Origin of the sequence: Prosthecobacter algae, from assembly GCF_039542385.1 — a bacterium.
GTDB classification, from domain to species: Bacteria; Verrucomicrobiota; Verrucomicrobiia; order Verrucomicrobiales; family Verrucomicrobiaceae; genus Prosthecobacter; species Prosthecobacter algae.
Genome location: NZ_BAABIA010000012.1, coordinates 110551 through 129008 on the forward strand (window position 1 = coordinate 110551; position 18458 = coordinate 129008).

Annotated in this window: 12 protein-coding genes; 10 read left to right on the forward strand and 2 right to left on the reverse strand. The window is 59.4% G+C overall.

Annotated features, from left to right (window positions below; translation table 11 throughout):
- The first annotated feature begins 4 nt into the window (after nt 1-4).
- On the forward strand, nt 5-2638 hold the full coding sequence (locus tag ABEB25_RS22755; protein WP_345738753.1) for a DUF4118 domain-containing protein: 2634 nt from the start codon (nt 5-7) through the stop codon (nt 2636-2638).
- Nucleotides 2639-2706: 68 nt separating this feature from the next.
- Entirely contained in the window at nt 2707-3363 is a 657-nt protein-coding gene (locus ABEB25_RS22760) for a response regulator transcription factor (RefSeq protein ID WP_345738754.1), read from the forward strand.
- Nucleotides 3364-3417: 54 nt separating this feature from the next.
- Here ABEB25_RS22760 and ABEB25_RS22765 read toward each other — a convergent pair whose 3' ends face one another.
- A complete protein-coding gene (locus ABEB25_RS22765; RefSeq protein ID WP_345738755.1) occupies nt 3418-4851 on the reverse strand; it encodes a sulfatase in 1434 nt (477 codons plus the stop codon).
- 85 nt (nt 4852-4936) lie between these two features.
- Between ABEB25_RS22765 and ABEB25_RS22770 the strand changes: the two genes are divergently transcribed.
- From ABEB25_RS22770 to ABEB25_RS22785, 4 genes are all read left to right on the forward strand, one after another.
- Entirely contained in the window at nt 4937-5314 is a 378-nt protein-coding gene (locus ABEB25_RS22770; protein WP_345738756.1) for a cupin domain-containing protein, read from the forward strand.
- 326 nt (nt 5315-5640) lie between these two features.
- On the forward strand, nt 5641-7791 hold the full coding sequence (locus ABEB25_RS22775) for a DUF1549 domain-containing protein (RefSeq protein WP_345738757.1): 2151 nt from the start codon (nt 5641-5643) through the stop codon (nt 7789-7791).
- Nucleotides 7792-7826: 35 nt separating this feature from the next.
- The gene (locus ABEB25_RS22780; RefSeq protein ID WP_345738758.1) at nt 7827-9128 is read left to right on the forward strand and encodes a DUF1501 domain-containing protein; all 1302 of its coding nucleotides are present in this window, start codon (nt 7827-7829) and stop codon (nt 9126-9128) included.
- Nucleotides 9129-9723: 595 nt separating this feature from the next.
- Entirely contained in the window at nt 9724-11022 is a 1299-nt protein-coding gene (locus tag ABEB25_RS22785) for a tyrosine-type recombinase/integrase (RefSeq protein WP_345738759.1), read from the forward strand.
- A gap of 235 nt (nt 11023-11257) precedes the next feature.
- Here ABEB25_RS22785 and ABEB25_RS22790 read toward each other — a convergent pair whose 3' ends face one another.
- Nucleotides 11258-11854, reverse strand: a complete 597-nt coding sequence (locus ABEB25_RS22790) for a globin domain-containing protein (protein ID WP_345738760.1) — start codon at nt 11852-11854, stop codon at nt 11258-11260.
- A gap of 241 nt (nt 11855-12095) precedes the next feature.
- Between ABEB25_RS22790 and ABEB25_RS22795 the strand changes: the two genes are divergently transcribed.
- The 4 genes from ABEB25_RS22795 to ABEB25_RS22810 are packed head-to-tail and all read left to right on the forward strand — an operon-like array spanning nt 12096 to nt 18452.
- Entirely contained in the window at nt 12096-13457 is a 1362-nt protein-coding gene (locus ABEB25_RS22795) for a Rid family hydrolase (protein ID WP_345738762.1), read from the forward strand.
- A 9-nt stretch (nt 13458-13466) separates the two neighbouring features.
- Complete coding sequence (locus ABEB25_RS22800; RefSeq protein ID WP_345738763.1) at nt 13467-15047, forward strand: DUF1553 domain-containing protein; 1581 nt, start codon at nt 13467-13469, stop codon at nt 15045-15047.
- Between the two features lie 20 nt (nt 15048-15067).
- Nucleotides 15068-16459: a DUF1501 domain-containing protein gene (locus ABEB25_RS22805; protein ID WP_345738764.1), complete on the forward strand. Its 1392-nt coding sequence runs from the start codon at nt 15068-15070 to the stop codon at nt 16457-16459.
- Nucleotides 16460-16472: 13 nt separating this feature from the next.
- Nucleotides 16473-18452: a COG1470 family protein gene (locus tag ABEB25_RS22810; RefSeq protein ID WP_345738765.1), complete on the forward strand. Its 1980-nt coding sequence runs from the start codon at nt 16473-16475 to the stop codon at nt 18450-18452.
- The last annotated feature ends 6 nt before the right edge of the window (nt 18453-18458 follow it).

Below are 18458 nucleotides of genomic sequence, written 5' to 3' on the forward strand. Positions count from 1 at the left end.
CGCCATGCACCCGGAATCTCCACACCCCAACCCCGATGCTCTGCTGGCGCAGATGCAGAAGGAGCACTCCCAGGCGCAGCCAGGGCGGCTGCATATCTTCCTGGGCATGTGCCCCGGGGTGGGAAAAACCTACGCCATGCTGCAGGCGGCCCGACAGAGGGCCAAAGAGGGAGTGGAGGTGCTTGTGGGCGTGGTGGAAACACATGGTCGCCATGAGACCTCCGCCTTGCTGGAGGGCCTGCATGTTTTACCACGCAAGCTGTTAGACCATCGTGGCTACTCGTTGGAAGAATTCGATGTGGATGAGGTACTGCGCCTGCGCCCGCAGCTTGTGCTGGTGGATGAACTGGCCCACACCAATGCCCCCGGCTCACGCCATGCCAAACGTTACCAGGATGTGCTGGAGCTGATGGATGCCGGGCTGGATGTGTACACCACCCTGAACGTCCAGCACATCGAGAGCCAGGTGGACATCGTCCAGCAAATCAGCGGTGTGGCCATTCAGGAAAAAGTACCGGACTCGCTGCTGGATCGTGCGCATGAGATCCAGCTCATTGACCTCAGTGCCGAAAAGCTACTGGAGCGCATGGCGGAGGGCAAAGTGTACATGGGTGAAAGGGCCGAACACGCCGTCTCGAATTTCTTCAAAGAAGGCACCCTCACCGCCCTGCGCGAACTCGCCCTCCGTTTCACTGCCGAGCGCGTGGATCGTGACCTCGATGACATCCGCCGGACACGGCGCGTGACCAGCGCCTGGAAGACCAATGCGCGTCTCCTGGTCGGCATCGGTCCCAGCCCTTATGCGGAAAGTCTCATCCGCTGGACCCGCCGCGCGGCCGCAAGACTGGACGGCAACTGGATCGTCGCTTGGGTGGAAAGATCCGCCCCGCTCACCCCTGCCGAACAAGAAGTGCTGACACGCGCTCTCGGGCTGGCACGTCGCCTAGGTGCCGAGGTGGTCACCCTCACCGGGGATGATGTGGCGGAGGCCCTACTGCAGTTCGCTAGCGAACGCAACGTCTCCCAGATCGTTGTGGGTAAGCCTGACAAACGCACTTGGGGCGGCTCGCTGGCAGATCGCCTCATCGCCGAAAGTGGTGACATTGACGTCTGTGTGGTTCGCCCCGTAGCTGGGCGGCAGCTCACAGCCCCTGCCGCGCCACCTGCCAGCACGCCCATCTCCCAGGTGGGAGAGTATAGCTGGGCTGTGGCCCTCACCTTCGTGCTAACGAGCCTCTGCTGGGCTTTACTTCCAGTTACTGGGTACACCTTTGTCGCCCTCGTTTTGTTGCTCGGCGTCATGGCCGCAGGCATGCGTTTTAGTCGAGGCCCGGTACTGGCCATGGCTTCTGTCAGTGCTCTCGCTTGGAACTACTTTTTCATCCCGCCTCAGTTCACCCTGCACATTGACCAGCCCGAGGACATGCTCATGTTTGGCATGTTCTTTCTCGTGGCGCTCAGCATGGGCCATCTCACCACACGCCTGCGCCAGCGTGAGGCCGCCGAGCGCCGCCGCCAGCGCCAGACCGCAGCCCTCCTGCGCGTCACCCAAAGCGCCGCCCTTGCAGCAGAGCCGGACAAAGGGTTGCATGAAGCTCTGCGAGTGATCACCGATCTCTTGCAGTCTGGAGTCTCCCTGGTCCTGCGTCAAAGTGACCATACCCTCAGCCCCACGGCACATCCCTCCAGCAGCTTTCAGCCTAACTCCAAGGAGTGGGGCGTGGTGGCCTGGAGCTTTGATCACAAACAAGTCGCCGGTCGTTTCACCGATACCCTGCCCGAGTCCGACGCCACCTGGTTTCCGCTGCAAACCGCCACCTCCACCATGGGCGTGCTGGGCATCCGCCTGGAGCGCGATGGCAGGCTGGATTTCACCACCCGGCAGACCATTGAGGCGCTGGCCCTGCAACTCGCACTGGTCTTGGAAAAGGAACATTTCATCCAGGCTGCCAGCCGGGCCGAGGTGCTGGAGCAATCTGAAAAGCTGCGCCAAACCCTGCTGGACAGCGTTTCCCACGAGCTCAAAACTCCCCTCGCTGTCATCAAAGCCAGCCTGGAAGGCCTAAGCGAACACCCGGCTGCCAGCAACCCCTACACCGGAGAAATCGCCACCGCCACCGAGCGTCTCCAGCGTGTGGTGGATCACCTCCTGCACATGACACGCATCGAGTCTGCCGTAATGCAGCCGCACCTCGATTGGTGCGACATACGCGATGTCATCCAGGCAGCCCGCTCTGCCGCAGGACCCGCTTTGACGGCCCATCCGCTGAGCGTCTTCATTCCAGATACCATGCCTCTGGTTAGGCTAGATCATAGCCTCATGGCGCAAGCTCTGGCCAATATCCTGCACAACGCCACTGCCTACACACCGGCGGGCACCGCGATTGACATTCGTGTCACCGTGCAGGGAGATCGTCTGCATCTCACCGTTCGAGATCATGGCCCAGGCTTCGCAGGTGAAAGTGCGCTGCGGGTGTTTGAAAAATTTTATCGCTCCCCAGGCAGTCCCGCAGGAGGCACAGGCCTCGGTTTGGCCATTACCCGAGGTTTCGTGCGAGCCCAGGGCGGAGAGATCACCGCCCGCAACCACCCCGATGGCGGTGCCGAGGTGGCCATCGAAATGAAACGTGTTTTTTAAGCGGTTGTCTTTGCCAGAATCATCCCGCTCGCTGACGTGTGGTTCTTCCACCAAGTCACCGCCCCTGCATGACCTGCCTGATCATAGATGATGAACCCCAGATCCGCCGCCTGTTGCGGCTGGCCCTGGAATCACGCGGCTACACCGTGCGCGAGGCGGAGGCCGGTCAGTTAGGCCTGCAAGAAGCGGCCTTTCATAAACCGAATGCCATCCTGCTGGATTTGGGCCTGCCAGACATGGACGGACTGGAAGTGCTGAAACGCCTGCGTGAATGGAGCGATGTCCCCGTGCTGATCCTCAGTGTGCGCGATCAAGAAAGCATCAAAGTCGCCGCTCTGGAAAATGGCGCAGATGACTACGTGACGAAACCCTTTGGCACCGCCGAGCTCATGGCCCGCCTCACCGCCATCACCCGGCGGCAACGAAGCGTGGAGGTGGCCGAGGTCACTCTCGGCCCCTTGCATATCAGCCTGGTAGATCACGCCGTCACGCTCGCTGGGCAGGAGGTGAAGCTCACGCCAACCGAGTACGCCCTGCTGAAGGCCCTCGCCCGGCATCCAGGGAAAATCATCACCCAGCAGCAGCTCCTCAAAGCCGTGTGGCCTGGCATGAACGTGGACCAAACTGCCGCTCTGCGCGTGCACGTGAACCACCTCCGCAGCAAAGTTGGCAGCAGTGTGGAGATCCGCAATGAGCCGGGCATCGGCTACCGTATCCTTGGTTAGGCATTCGAGGCGGCTTCCACCGCCCTCAGAAAACCCTTCTTTTCAGGAGAAAGCTCACTCCTCCTTGGCCTTTCCCTTCGCCTTTTTCTTCCCCTTCCCTTTGGCACTGCCGTTGCTTTGGCTGCCGGACGTGGAGGGCACTTCTTCACCAGCCGCCGGGAGTGCTGCCGCCAGCCGTGCCTTGGTTTTGCTCATGTCAGCCTCAGTGGCCAGGTTCGTCCACTCGTTCGGGTCCTTGGAGTGGTCATACAGTTCCTCGCTTCCATCGGCGTAGCGGATGTAGCGCCAGCGGGCATCCTTCACCGCGTGATTGCCACGGCCATGCGTGCAGATGGCCACCTGCCCCCACGTGCTGGTGGGGTCCTTCAGCAGAGGCATCAGGCTGGCACCCTTGACATGCACCGGCAAAGGAAGCCCTGTCAGTTCACACAGCGTGGGGTAAATGTTCAAGTAGTCCACAGGTGCTTTGCAAACACTGTTAGGCTTGGTGATGCCAGGGGCCACGATGGCGCAGGAGGTGCGCGTGGTTTCTTCCCAGAGGGCAAATTTGCGCCAATGCTGTTTCTCCCCCAGAGCCCAGCCATGGTCCGTCCACCAGACGATGATCGTCTTGTCCTTACGTGGACTCGCATCCAGTCCATCCAGCAGGCGGCCCACCTGATCATCCAAAAAGGAAATGGTGGCCAGATACGCCTGCACCGCCTTTTTCCACTGGTCACCTTTCAGCACCGCTGCGTGATCCCCCTGTGGTTTGGCCATCTGCACGCCTGCTGCAGGAATGTCCGCGAGGTCATCGTCCTTCGTCACCGGAAGCTGGATGCCTTCCAACGGAAACCGGTCGTAATACTCCTGCGGCACATACCACGGCAGGTGCGGCTTCACATAACCCACACCGAGGAAAAGCGGTTTGTCCAGCGGGGCCGTCTTGAGTTGATTCACGGCCCAGTCGGTGAGCTTGTAATCGCCCATCTCCTGCGGTTTCGAATTCACGGCACCCCAGTCAAAGTGGCCGCTTTTCAGCCCGTTCATGTTTTCTTCATGCTCGTTGATGCTAGGGAAAAGCCCCTCCCATTTCGTCCAGCCATCCTCACGCCCCTCTGCATTGAAGTTGTGATAAATCTTGCCGCCACCAAGAGTGTTGTAGCCCTGGGCCAGGAAGTGGCGGTTGATCGTCAGCGTGTCCTTCATCACGCCCTGAGCCGGATCGCCATTCGTGTAAATACCCGTCTGCCAGGGACGCAGGCCGCTCATCAGCGCCGCCCGCGAGGGATTGCACGCCGGGGCTGCACAGTGGCTATTGGTGAAGGCCATGCCACGCGCGACCAGTCGGTCGATGTTCGGTGTCTTTGTCTGCGGATGCCCACCCAGGTGGGTGACCCAGTCGTTCAAATCATCCACGGCGATGAAGAGGACATCCGGCTTTTCAGCCGCTGAAAGACTGAGTGAAAACAGGCCCAGCAGGGCAATGAGAAGGCGCATGGGTTTCATGAGCGCTGGGGAACGTGGTGAGCGCAAACCATCTTCCCTTTTTTTCTTCATTGCATCGTCACTCCTCTGTCTTTCCTTATCGCTCATGACTCCACCACCTTCCGGTCCGCTGCTCATCCGTCATGAAGGCCACACGCCGCGCGAGCGCAGCACCTGTGGCTGGCGGGATCGCCTCATCAGCCACGAAGACGCACCGCTCTCACCTGTCGCCTGGGCACATGCCGTGGACATTGATGGGGCCAAGCTGCATTACCACAAACGCTCCACCGAGCTCTACTACGTGCTCTCAGGTAGTGGTACAGTGCTGCTGGATGGCATGGAGCAAGCCGTCTCTGCAGGCTCACTCGTCCACATCCCCCCAGGCGTCATCCATGGTGCCAGGGGGCAAATGCGCGTCCTCGTCATCGGCATCCCCGACATCGCAGAAGACGACTATTTTGAAGCCGAAGAAGCGGAGCCTTAGGGCCTCAGCGTGGAGCTGGAAGGACTCCCGCAAGGATCATCAGCACGATCAGCACCAGCAACAAAGCCGCAGCCACAGAGAAGGTGGTCTTGGAGGGAATGGGGGTGATTTTCATAATTTCGCCCTGTTTATATCTCAATGAATCGTAAATGCATAGTACATACTATGTAAACTCGAAATCAGACCGCCGTTTTTAAACGAGGTTCCACAAGACGTCTCCCCTAACCAAAAGAAGCGCAACTTTGCACAAGCTTCGAAATTAAATTGAAGAAGCGCCGAATCTTCACGTTTCAGCCGCCGTCAGACCGAAGCACCGACTTCACGCCATGAAAACATTTGCCCTTCTCCTGCTGGTGGCCACCGCCGCCCACGGCGCATCCTTGCCCGAAGCCGCCAAGATCGACAGCCTGCTGGCTGCCGATTGGCAAAAGCATAACCTGCAGCCGAATGTCACCGCACCGGATGAAGTCATCGTCCGCCGCCTCTACCTGGACATCGCAGGCCGCATCCCCACCGTGGAAGAAACTCGCGACTTCATGCAGTCGGTAGATCCTCAGAAGCGCAGCAAGCTCATCGACAAGCTTCTGGCCAGCGATGGCTACACTAGCCACATGTTTAATTTCTGGGCCGATGTCCTCCGCCTAACTGACAATACGAAAGGCAAGATCACAGCCGAGGCCTATGAAGAATGGCTGAAGAAGGAGCTCAAGGCCAACACCCCCTACGACCAGTTTGTGAAAAAGCTGCTCACCACCGAAGGCGGTGCTTGGGATAGCGGCAGCATCGGCTTTTATCAGCGCGACGAAAACAAGCTCGATCATCTCGCCTACACCGTGCAGGTTTTCCTCGGCACCAGCATCGTCTGCGCCCAGTGCCACAATCACCCCTTTGATAAGTGGTCCCAAAAGGACTACTACGGCATGGCTGCCTTCACCTACGGCATGGATACACGCGGCGGCGGTGTGAATGAGATCAAGCTCCCGAAGCGTCCCCAAGGGAAACAGATCCCCGAAGCTCTGGCCAAGATGTCTAACAAAGAGCGTCGTCAATTCATGAAAGACCACCCCGAGGAGGTGGCTAAAATGCGCAAGGAAGCTGCCGCCAGCCAAACCACCGCCAGCAGCAAAGAAGACATGCAGCAGGTGCGCAAGGCCCTGGGCGATGTGATGAAACCCCTTCGCTACACCGCCATCTCTTGGAATGAAGGCAAGCTGCCGAAGCTGCCCCATGACTACGCATACACCGATGCCAAACCCGGCGACACCATCGAACCTCGCGCCATGTTCGGCCATGAGGCTAAGCCCAAAGAAGGCCAGACGACCGTGCAAGCCTTTGCCGACTGGATGGCCAGCCCGGAAAACCCGCGCTTCACCACCGTCATCGCCAACCGCATGTGGAAGCACGTTTTTGGCGGTGCCCTCATTGAGCCGCTGGATGAGATGACCGACTCCTCCGTCGCCAGCAACCCAGCCCTCATGGATTACCTCGCCCAGCTCATGATCGAGAAGAAGTACTCGCTAAAATCCTTCATGCGCGTGCTTTACAACACCGATACCTACCAACGCATGGCCAGCACCCAGGAAGTGGCCCTGGGCGAGACCAATCACTTCACCGGCCCCAGCCTCCGCCGCATGAGTGCCGAGCAAGTCTGGGACTCCATGATCACCCTCACCAAAGGCAACGTGGACGGAGAAGTGGACGATGAAAATCAGCGCCTTCACCAATACCTTGGCGACCTCAACATGTTCATTACCACAATGAAAGAAAAAGGTCCCGAAGGCATCATCGCCGCCGCCAAAGCAGGCATGGCACAGCGCCAAGAAAACGACCGCGAACTGGATGCCATGCGCGCCAAACTCGCCGAGAAAGGCACCGCCAGCCCCGCTGAGGCCAAAGCTCTAGCCAACGCCGCCAATAAACTCCGTCGCGAATCCAGCAACGATCTCCTCGTCAACCTCATCGGTGAAGAACGGGCCGAAGCCCTGATCGAAGGCTACCGACCTAACAAACAAGAAAACAAACGCCCCCGTATTGACCGCGCCGTTATGGCCACCCTCACTAAGGAGCAACGCAAGGACCTCGTCCGTAGCGCGAGTAACAACACCATGGTCTCCCGCGCCTCCGAGCTTCCCTCCCCTGCCCGCCCCGGCCACTTCCTGCGCACCTTTGGCCAGTCTGACCGCGAGGTCATCGACAACGCCAGCGACGACGCCTCCGTCCCCCAGGCCCTCACCCTGCTCAATGGTCCCGTCGTGGAAAGTCTCACCAGCCCCATCTCCTTGCTCAGCCAACAGCTCAAGAAGGCTGGCAGCAACGATCAAAAAGCCGCGCTTCTCTACGAGGCCCTGTTGAGCCGCCAGCCCACGAACAACGAACGTGCCGTGCTGACCCAGGTCATCAACGAACGTGGGGACAAAGCCCTGGAAGACATCACCCACGCCCTCCTCACCGGCTCTCAGTTCCTCTTCATTCAGTAAAGCCCTCCCGTTTTCAGCCCCTGCTCTTCCCCGCCATGAACTCACCCTTCCTCCGTGCTGATGAACCGACTCGTCGTGACTTTGTCATGAACATCGCCAAGACCTGCCTCGGCGTTTCCGTCATGTCTCCGCTGATGCGCGGCCAGGCCCAGGCAGTCGCCTTTGAGGGCAGTTCTAAGGCCCGACAGGTGGCCACCGCCAGAAACGTCATTTATCTCTACATGGCGGGTGGCATGACCCACCTGGATACCTTCGGTGTCAGCCCTGGGGCCGCCACCATGGGCGATACCAAGTGCATCCCCACCAGTGCAGATGGCGTGCAGATCGGCGAGGGCCTGCCCACCGTGGCCAAGCACATGCACCATGGCGTCATCATCAACAGCCTCTCCAGCACCCAGGGCGCGCATGAACAGGGCAACTACTACCAGCACACCGGCTACACCATGCGTGGTGCCACCCGCCACCCCACCATGGGAGCTTGGCTGCAAAAGTTTCAGGGCAAGGGCAATCCCGACCTGCCCGGTACTGTCGTCATTTCCAATGACAGCAAGCACCCAGGTGGTGGCTTCTTTGAAGCCTCCTTCCAGCCCCTGCTACTGAACAATCCCAGCACCGGCCTCCAGCACAGCAAGCGCATGGCCAGCCTCGGAGAATCAGATCTAGACTACCGTTTGGGCCTCTCAGCCAAGCTCAATGCAGGCTTTGAAAAGACCTACGCCCACAGCGCGGTCCGTGCTTACAGCGATGTGTATAAAGATGCGGTCCGCGTCATGAAAAGCGCAGATCTCACCGCTTTCGATCTCAGCCAGGAATCCGCAGAACTGCAGACTGAATACGGCGAGTCCACCTTTGGCCAGGGTTGCCTTCTGGCCCGGCGTTTGATTGAACACGGCGTGCGTTTCATTGAGGTCACCAGCGGCGGCTGGGACATGCACAACGACATCTACGCCCGCCTGCCTGAAAAGATCGCCGAACTGGACAAAGCCCTCGGTGCCCTTCTGGGTGACCTTGAGCGTCGTGGCCTTCTCCAGGATACCCTCGTCGTCCTCACCAGCGAGTTTGGCCGCACCCCGGACATCAATCAAAACTCAGGCCGCGACCACTACCCCAAAGCCTTCAGCTCCGTCCTCTGGGGCGGCGGCGTGCAGGGCGGCCAGACCTATGGCAAAACGGACAAAGGCATTGAGGTCACCGAAAACAAAGTCTCCCCGCCGGATCTGAATGCCACCATCGGCTACGCCCTCGGCCTGCAACTGGACCAGGTGCTTTACTCCCCCACCAAGCGCCCCTTCACCATCGCCGACAAAGGCCAGCCCATCACCGCCCTTTTTGGTTAGGCCAGGCAGAACGCGACACCGAGCACCGTGCCAAGCACAAACGATGAATTTAACTCGGCGACTAAATAACCTCCGAGATTGCCCATCGCGGCCACCTTCCCCCAAGCCCAAAGGGCTTAAGGAATTGAGCCCAGGGTTCGCAGAAACCTGGGTCACAACCACGCCACATCCCATCCCCGCGATCAACCCCAACGGGGTTGTGTCCTACGTCGAATGGCTCCGTCGGCCCCCCGGACGGAACCTCGTTGAGGTTCACCTTCCACTTTTTGCGTCGTCCGCCTAACCTCAGGGTTGTTCCAACCCTGGGCTGAAAGACACAAGCCCTTCGGGCTTGATGAATATGACGGCAAATCCGCTATTGGCCACGTCTCGCCTCCTTCCCAACATAGGGGGTTGCGTCCGCCGTCGGATATCCTTCACGGACCGCCACACACGGCACCTCGTCACAGCCACCTTCCCCCAAGCCCAACGGGCTTACAAAAAGAGCACTCAGAACAGGGCAATCAATCACTCTGGAGCCCATATTCCACGGGCTTTGGACGGCCTCAGGGGGCTGTCTTTTGACACTCCACCCATGGTCATGCATGACAAAAGCATGACAACTCCAGCCCTCACCTCTCGGGGCAAGGGCAAACCTGTGGCGGTGGTCAAGCAGGGCTCCGCAGCCGTGCCCATCTACCGGGGCCTCTGCCGTGGAATGCCCCGGTTCACTGTCGCGTTCTACCTCAACCAGCAGCGGCGGCGGCTTACCTTCGGCTCACTGGATGCTGCCAAGGAAGAGGCACGCAAGGCCGCACTCAATATCCAGCGGGGCGTGAGCAGCGATAATGACCTGCGGCCTCAGGACCGGGAGGCTCTTCGGGCTGTCCAGCACATGCTCAAGCCGCTGGGACTGCCCTTGGTTTCAGTCGTCGAGGAATACCTCCAGTGCCGGCGCAAGCTGGGAGAGGTGCCGCTGCTGATGGCCGTGGAGGATTTCGTGACGAGGTCGCGCAGTTATGAGGCTGGCATCACGGTGCCTCGGGTGGTTGACGAACTCCTCCTGCTCAAGAAGCAGGACGGTGTGAATGAGCACTACCTCAAGCTGCTGGACGGGAACCTTCGCCAGTTTGCCAAGTCGTTCCCAGGTGAGATCACAATGGTGACCGGGGCCATGATTGACGGCTGGCTGCGTCGTGGTGCGCATTCCATGGTCACCCGCAACAATTGGCTCAAACGTGTGAAGGAGCTTTTCTCCTTTGCCAAGCGGCGAGGTTACCTGCCCAAAGGCGAAGCCACCGTGGCGGAAGCGCTCAAGCGCGGCAAGCAGGCTGACACGGATGTCGGCATCTTTACGCCCGAGCAGATGGAGAAGCTCATGAGGGCCGCGACGGAGGATTTGATTCCGGTCCTTGCCATCGGTGGATTCGCGGGACTGCGTGGCGCTGAAATCGCACGGCTGAACTGGAGCGCCGTGGATCTCGGGCGAAAAATCATCGAGTTGCGTGCCGGACAGGCCAAGACAGCCTCGCGCCGCATTGTGCCCATCACCGACAATCTGGCCAGCTGGCTGGCGAAGGTCGAGCGGAATGGCCCTGTGGTTCCTGACGATGGCGTCTTCTTGAGGGCACGGCGTCTGGCCAAGAGCCTGGGCATTCCATGGCCGCACAACGCCCTGCGTCACTCCTACATCAGCTACCGGATCGCCGTGGTGCAAAGCGCGGCCCAGGTGGCGCTGGAGGCGGGAAACTCGCCAGACATCATCTTCAAGCACTATCGCGAATTAGTCACGGAACCAGAAGCCAAGGAATGGTTCGCCATCATGCCGGCCAAGGGCTGGGTTCCGCCTGAGCCGAAGAAGCCGAAATCCATGCCCCGTCGCCAGAGGAAATTCGTCGATGCCATTTTGGGTTGAGCCTCGTTGCGCAACGAACGGAAACTTTCATTACTTGTTCCGGCGAGATACTTCAAAAATAATCAATCTGGGAGATCAGTAAGGTGCTGGCGGATCATTACCATGAAATGGATATTGCCATGATGCACACCGACTAAATGGCTTGGCTTAGGCCTACTAAACGAGAACGCCGCCGCAAGTGACTCCCGGCACTTACGGCGGCGCTTATTTCAAGCCAATGAGAGATGGACGCTTCTCAGTTGGCCTTCTTCGCACGACCAAGCACGTCGTCTTTTGTCGTGAGAGCGACAGCGACGACTTGGTCGATGAGATCCTGGCTGATTTTTAGATCCTTCAGCGTGTTGACGAGGTTTTCGGCGATGGCGTTGAAATGCACTTCAGTGAGACCCATGCCGTCGTGGGCCTTGCGCATGTCCTTGCCTGTCCAGGGGAGAGGGCCACCAAAAGCTGCGGAGAGAAATTCCTTCTGTTTCCGGCGCTGCTTGTCCATGCTTACATCATCAAAGAAATGCTTCACACGGTCATCAGCCAGGACTTTGACATAGAAGGCCTCTACAGCTGCATCGATGGCGCCTTTGCCACCAAGCTTTTGATACAGACTGTCCTCACGCGCTTTCAGCCACTTGGTTTTGCAGGCTTCTTTGGCAAAGGACCACTTTCGGCCCTCATACTCGGCCGTGATGGTCGGATCGACAGGTTTTCCAGTGACAGGGCAGACGGTGTTCGTTGCGGTTTCAGTCGCGACAGCAGCCGGATCAGCCGCGAGCGCGGCATTGACGAGCAGTGACATGACGAAGGTGATCGTGGCGATGGATGAGAGGATGAGTTTCATGGTTGAATATGGCTTCAGTAGGAAGTTTCGGATATTACAGAACTTAACTTCCGTAATCATCTCGTATCCTGCTCAACGGTGCGCGTGTCTTGTTTCCTTGCGCCACACCAATGGAGGCCCAGTGCTTGCCAACATATGCATGGGGAGTTGGTCGTTGATAGAGGCGAACCAAGAGTGCTGTCAGTGAATCATCACAACGGCACTCCAGAGAGTTTTTCCAATCATCCAGGAGGTTGTCATCATGTCCGCCAAAGTAATCACCGCCACGGAAACCCCGATCTGCTACCACCTTGCGCCTGACCGGAGACTGCTGGATGCGAAGTGCTCGGTGCAAAGCTGTCAGCATCGCCACCCTGGCACTGGTGCCTCCACCACACCGGACATGCCGCCATGCCTGATGGGGGTCCAGCACCACACCGTGATTCAGGTCGGTGCGGTGAAGCGACTCGCCATCATGGTGACGCCTCAGTGTGGCGGTGAATTCAAAGATGAAGCTTGGGAGGCGCTGGCGACGATCCGCGCCATCCTGCGGCAGCAAAATGAACCAATGGAGGTGACGATGCAGACGGTGTTCCTTCGTGATCGAGACGACGTGCCAATGGCAGAGTTGCTCTTTGCTGCATGTTATGGCGACAAGATGCCATTGACGATCTTTGTCGTGCAGCCTCCATGCGAGGGGCGTGGCATCGCCATCGAAGCGTGGGCGGTGGGCACTCGTCATGCACAGGTGGCCTACCACGGTGAGCATCTGGTGACCGTGGATTACGATGGCATGCGCTGGATTTACGCCTCGGCTGGCTCTCTGCACCGCGAGGGCCGCACGGCCTATGAGCAGTCCCTGGAGGTGTTTGAGAGCATGCAGCGTGCTCTGGCGCAAGGCGGCGCGTCATTTGAGGATGTGGTGCGCGTGTGGCTCTATCAGGGTAGCATCACGGAGGAAGTGCATGGGGTGGAGCGTTACCGTGAACTGAACCGTGCCCGCACAGATTTCTTCGCGAACATACCCTTCGACAAGCGCCCCCTGCCCTCGCCTCACAATGGTCACGCCATCTACCCAGCCAGCACGGGCATTGGCACGCGCTGCCACGGCCTCATCACCGCCTGCATGGCGCTGCAAAGCAAGCGAGACGATGTCTCGTTGCTGGGACTTGAGAATCCGCTGCAAATCTCCGCTTTTGATTACCCCAAGGAGTACTCCGTCAAGAGTCCAAAATTTGCCCGAGCGATGGCCGTGCGTGTCGGCAATCATGTGACGACGTGGATCTCCGGCACGGCCAGCATTGTGAACGCTGAGACGGTTCATAAAGGGGATGCAATGAAGCAGACGGAGCAGACGCTCACCAACATCGAGAAGCTCATCGCCCCGGAAAACTTCGCCCGTCACGGATGGGCAGACGCGGGAGCCACGCTGGCAGACCTGGCCAAAATACACGTCTATGTGAAGCATCCTGAGGACTTTGATAAGGTGCGCCAGGTCTGCGAACGCCGCCTGGGACGTCTGCCAGCCATTTATGCGGTGGCGGATGTATGCCGCCCGGACCTGCTCGTTGAAATCGAGGGAGTAGCCTTCTCCTCCATTCGCCAAACCAAATCTCTGACCTGATGACGTGCTATGAAAACCATCCTACTCCTGTGGGCACTGACGGTCAGCGCACTGTCGGCTGAGGAGAATAGTGTTTATGAACTAGGACCACCCGTGCCGAAATCCGGCGCGAGTCTCAAGCCGCACGAACGCGTGGACGAACTGGTCTTCAGTCGCCAGGACGAACTGGGCATCAAACGCGCGAATCTCTGCTCAGATGCCGTGTTTGTGAGGCGTGCATTTCTGGCTGTGATCGGCACGCTGCCAACGGAGGCAGAGACGCGGGGCTTTGAAAGCACGAAGGAGTCTGACAAACGTGCGAAACTCATCGAGATCCTCATCCAGCGGCCCGAATTCACGGATTTCTGGGCGATGAAGTGGGGTGATGTGCTGCGCGTGAAAGCGGAGTTTCCCATCAAGCTGTGGCCGAACGCGGTACAGGCTTACCACCGCTGGATTCACACGAGCGTGCGTGAAAACAAGCCACTGCACATCTTCACGCGGCAACTATTGCTCGCGAACGGCAGCAACTTCCGCGAGGGCGAGGTGAATTTTTACCGCGCCATGCAGGATCGCAGCCCGCAAGGCGTCGCGGCGACGGTGGCGCTGACCTTCATGGGCGAGCGAGCCGACAAATGGCCAAAAAAGAAGCTGGAAGCGATGGCGGGCTTCTTTGCACAAGTGGCCTACAAAGCGACGGCGGAATGGAAGGAGGAGATCGTCTATTTCGACCCTACGGCAGACAAGGAGGGCATCACCAAGCACGCCATTTTCCCAGACGGAACGCCAGCAAACATCAAGACGGGCCTGGACGATCCGCGCGCAGTTTTTTCGGAGTGGCTGCTGCAACCGACCAATCCTTGGTTCAGCCGGAGCATGGCGAACCGCATCTGGTCGTGGTTGATGGGACGGGGCATCGTGCATGAGCCGGATGACTTCCGCGCGGACAACCCGCCGTCGAATCCCGCGCTGCTGGCCTTTTTGGAAAAGGAGTTCGCAGCCTCGAAGTGCGACATGCGGCATCTCTTCCGCGTCATCCTCAATTCGCAAACCTTCCAGCTTTCCTCGATCCCCGCGCAGGATACGCCGGAAGCTGCGGCACAGTTTGCACACTACCCCATGCGGCGACTGGAGGCGGAGGTGCTCGTGGATGCGCTGAATCAGATCACCGCGACGAAGGAAACCTACAGCAGCCCGATCCCCGAGCCGTTTACGTTCATACCCGAGAACGTGCGCGGCATCGCTCTCGCGGACGGCAGCATCACGAGCACGTTTTTGGAGCTGTTTGGCCGCCCGCCGCGTGACACCGGCTTTGAGTCGGAGCGTAATCTGAGCACCAGCCCCGCGCAGCGTCTGCATCTGCTGAACTCCAGCCATGTGCTCGGCAAAATCAAAGCCTGCCCGCTGGTGGCAGAAGCGGATGCTGGAGACCACGATCTGAGCAAGCTGGCGGACAAAATTTATCTCACGCTGCTCTCACGCACGCCCACGGCGGATGAGATCGCGGCGCTGAAGGCGCACATGACCTCCAGCTACTCCAGCGGGCGAGAGCTGGCCGCCGACATCGTCTGGGCGCTGATCAATCAGCCCGAATTTTATTTCAATCACTGAACCTCAACCCAACTCATCCCATGAACTCCTTCCTGCCCCCCAATGACATGGCACGCGATGTCGTGCGCCTCACCCAAAACATGGGCGGCATCCCCTTCTCCCGCCGTGAGGCGCTGCGCCGCTGCGTCTATGGCTCCGCCGGGCTTTTGCTGATGGAGCCCTTCAGCATTAACGCAGCTCCGCGTGCTGCCGCCATCGCCAAGGATGGCAAGGCGAAGTCGGTCATTCAAATCTGGCTGTGGGGCGGCCCCTGCCACATCGACACCTTTGATCCGAAACCTGAAGCGGGACGTGACTACACCGGCGCGCTGGATCAAACGCTCGAAACAAACGTCAGCGGCATGCGCATCGGCCAGTTGCTGCCACAGCTCGCGAAGAACGCAGACAAGTACTCGCTCATCCGCAGCATGACGCATGGAAACAACGGCCACGAAACCGCCGCCTACCTCGTGCAGACTGGCCGTTCGTCAGAGCGTGATGTGTTCCCCGGTCTTGGTGCGGTCGTGTCGTATTTCAAAGGCTACGACGCGGGCTACAAGGGCCTCATTCCGCCCTACGTCGTGCTCACAGAGCCGCAGGGCCGCTTCTCCGAGGCTGGGTTCCTTGGCCCACGCTACAAACCCTTCGCCACAGGTGGCGATCCGGCACGTCAGCCATTCGCTGTCGAAGGAATCGTCACGCCCGGCATCACGGAGGAGCATCAAAACGAACGGCGTAAACTCCTTGGCAGTCTCAACACTCTCGGTGGCGTGCTGCCCGGCAATGCGACGCTGAAAACCGTCGTCGATTCCGAACAGCAGGCCTACGAACTCATTCTGGGCGACGCTGGCAAGCTCTTCGATCTCAGCCAAGAGAAGGAAGAGATGCGCGAGCGCTATGGTCGCAATACGTTTGGTCAGTCCTGCCTCATGGCACGGCGTCTCGTCGAAAAAGGCGTGCCGTTCATCACCATCAACTACAAGGGCTGGGACACGCACAAGCAGCACTTCCAGATCATGAACCGCAAGCTGCCGGATCTCGATCAAGGCCTCGCCGCGCTGCTGGCAGACCTTGCCGAGCATGGGCTGCTCGAAAGCACCGTCGTGTGGTGTACGGGCGAGTTTGGCCGCACGCCGAAAGTGGCCACCGAGTCGCCATGGAACGGAGGCAGGCATCATTTTGGCAAAGTTTTCTCCAGCCTGCTCGCGGGCGGCGGATTCAAAGGCGGTCAGGTGCTCGGCAAGTCGAACGCCACTGGTGAGGAGGTCGCGGAGCGGCCTGTGTATCCGGCGGATGTCATCGGCAGCATCTACGGCCAGCTAGGCATCCCGGCGGAGGCACCGCTGCCCCATCCACAAGGCACGCCGACCTTTGTTGTGCCTGGCAAGGACGAGAAAGTGCCGATGGGCGGGTTGTTGACGGAACTCATTTAAACACTGCCACACCATGAAACTCCGTGCCTCCTTGTCATGCCTGTGCGGTCTCGCGATGACTGTTTCGAGCCTGGCGCAGCCCGCGCCGCGCATTGGTTTTGTATATCCTGCGGGCGGGCAGATCAGCACGAGCTTTGAGGTCATCGTCGGCGGGCAGTATCTCGATGAACAATCGCAGGTCATCGTCTCCGGCGAGGGCATCACCGCCAAAGTGCTCGAACACGACAAAATTCCACCCGCTCAAGTCGTGGATGATTACCGGGACCGACTTCGCGAGGTGCAGGGCAAGCTGCGAGAGCTGAAACGTGGCGACAAAATGCCCGCCGACCAAGTTCTGCCCACCATTCGCCACTTGTTGCGCGAGGCCGAGCTCACGGAGAAAAACCTGCGCCTCATGGCCGAGTATGACCGACGTCGCAACGATCCGAAGCAGCAGCTTAACAACCAGATCGGTGAAAGCGTGCGTGTGAAGATCACCGTGGCCGAGGCGGCCACGCCGGGCATCCGTCATCTGCGTGTGCTGACACCCTCCGGCCTCAGCAATCCGATGCGCTTCGTCATCGGCCAGCTTCCCGAGGCCCGTGAGGCCGAGCCGCCGCGCGAGTTCGACCTGGAGCACTATCGCGGCGGCATGGATGCCGTGAAGCAGCATACACTCGTCACCCCGCCAATTTCACTGCCCGTCACGCTCAATGGCCGCATCATGCCCGGCGAGGTGGATGAGTTCACCTTCAAAGCCAACAAGGACCAGCGAGTCGTGCTCGCCATGCATGCGCGCAGTTTGATTCCCTATCTCGCGGATGCGGTGCCTGGCTGGTTTCAGTCCATCGTTTCACTGCACAATGAAGATGGCTACGAGGTGGCCTACTCGGATGGTTACCGCTTCGATCCTGATCCCGTCCTGTTCTACAAGATCCCTGCGGATGGCCTCTACCGCATCCGCGTGCATGACTCGATCTACCGCGGGCGCGACGACTTCGTCTATCGCATCACCGTGGGTGAACTTCCCTTCCTCACCGGCATTTCACCGCTTGGCGCGACCGCAGGGGAAAAAATCGAGATCACCTTTCAAGGCGGCAATCTCGGCACCGAATTCAAGCAGAAGTATGAAGCGCCTGCGCAGGCAGGCATCACGCTGCTGCATGCCACGGTTGGCGGATTGCGCTCAAACTCCATTCCTTTTCACATCGACACCGTGTCGCAGGAACGCGAGCGTGAGCCCAATGCTGGGCTTGGTTCCGCGCAGGAACTGAAACCACCGGTCATCGTCAATGGACGCATCGAGACGCCCGGCGACGCAGATTTCTACCGCGTCAAAGGCCGGGGAAATCACGAAATGATCTTCGAGATCTTCGCTCGCCGTCTCGGTTCGCCCGTGGATGCCAGCCTCACGGTCTTTGATAACGACGGCAATCAGATCGCCTTCAACGACGACCATGAAGACCTCGCCTCTGGGCTCACCACGCACCATGCCGACTCACGCATCAGTGTGAAGCTCCCGGCTGACGGTCAGGCCTTTGTGCGCGTGACCGACACGCAGAGCCAGAGCGGCATCACCAACGCCTACCAGCTCAAAGTGCATGTGGCGGAGCCGTCATTCTCGCTGCGCGTCACGCCATCCTCACTCAATGCGAGACCGGGCGGCAGCGCGAAGCTCACCGTGCATGCGCTGCGCAGCGGTGGATTCACCGGTCCCATCACCGTAAGGCTCAAGAACGCCCCGGCTGGTTTCGAGATCAAAAATGCCGTCGTGCCTGCCGACAAGGACGTGGCCGACATCGCCATTACCGTACCCTCCGCTGGTGAAACCGAAAAACCTGTCACCCTCATGCTGGAAGGCATCGCTGAGGATGGCAGCAAAACGATCACCGCCGAGGCCGTGCCCGCCGAGGACATGATGCAGGCCTTTATTTACCGCCACCTCGTGCCTGTGGATTCTTTGCTCGTCGATGTGCGCACACCGCCGCCACCGCCGGTCAAACCCACGCCTTAGTTTTAA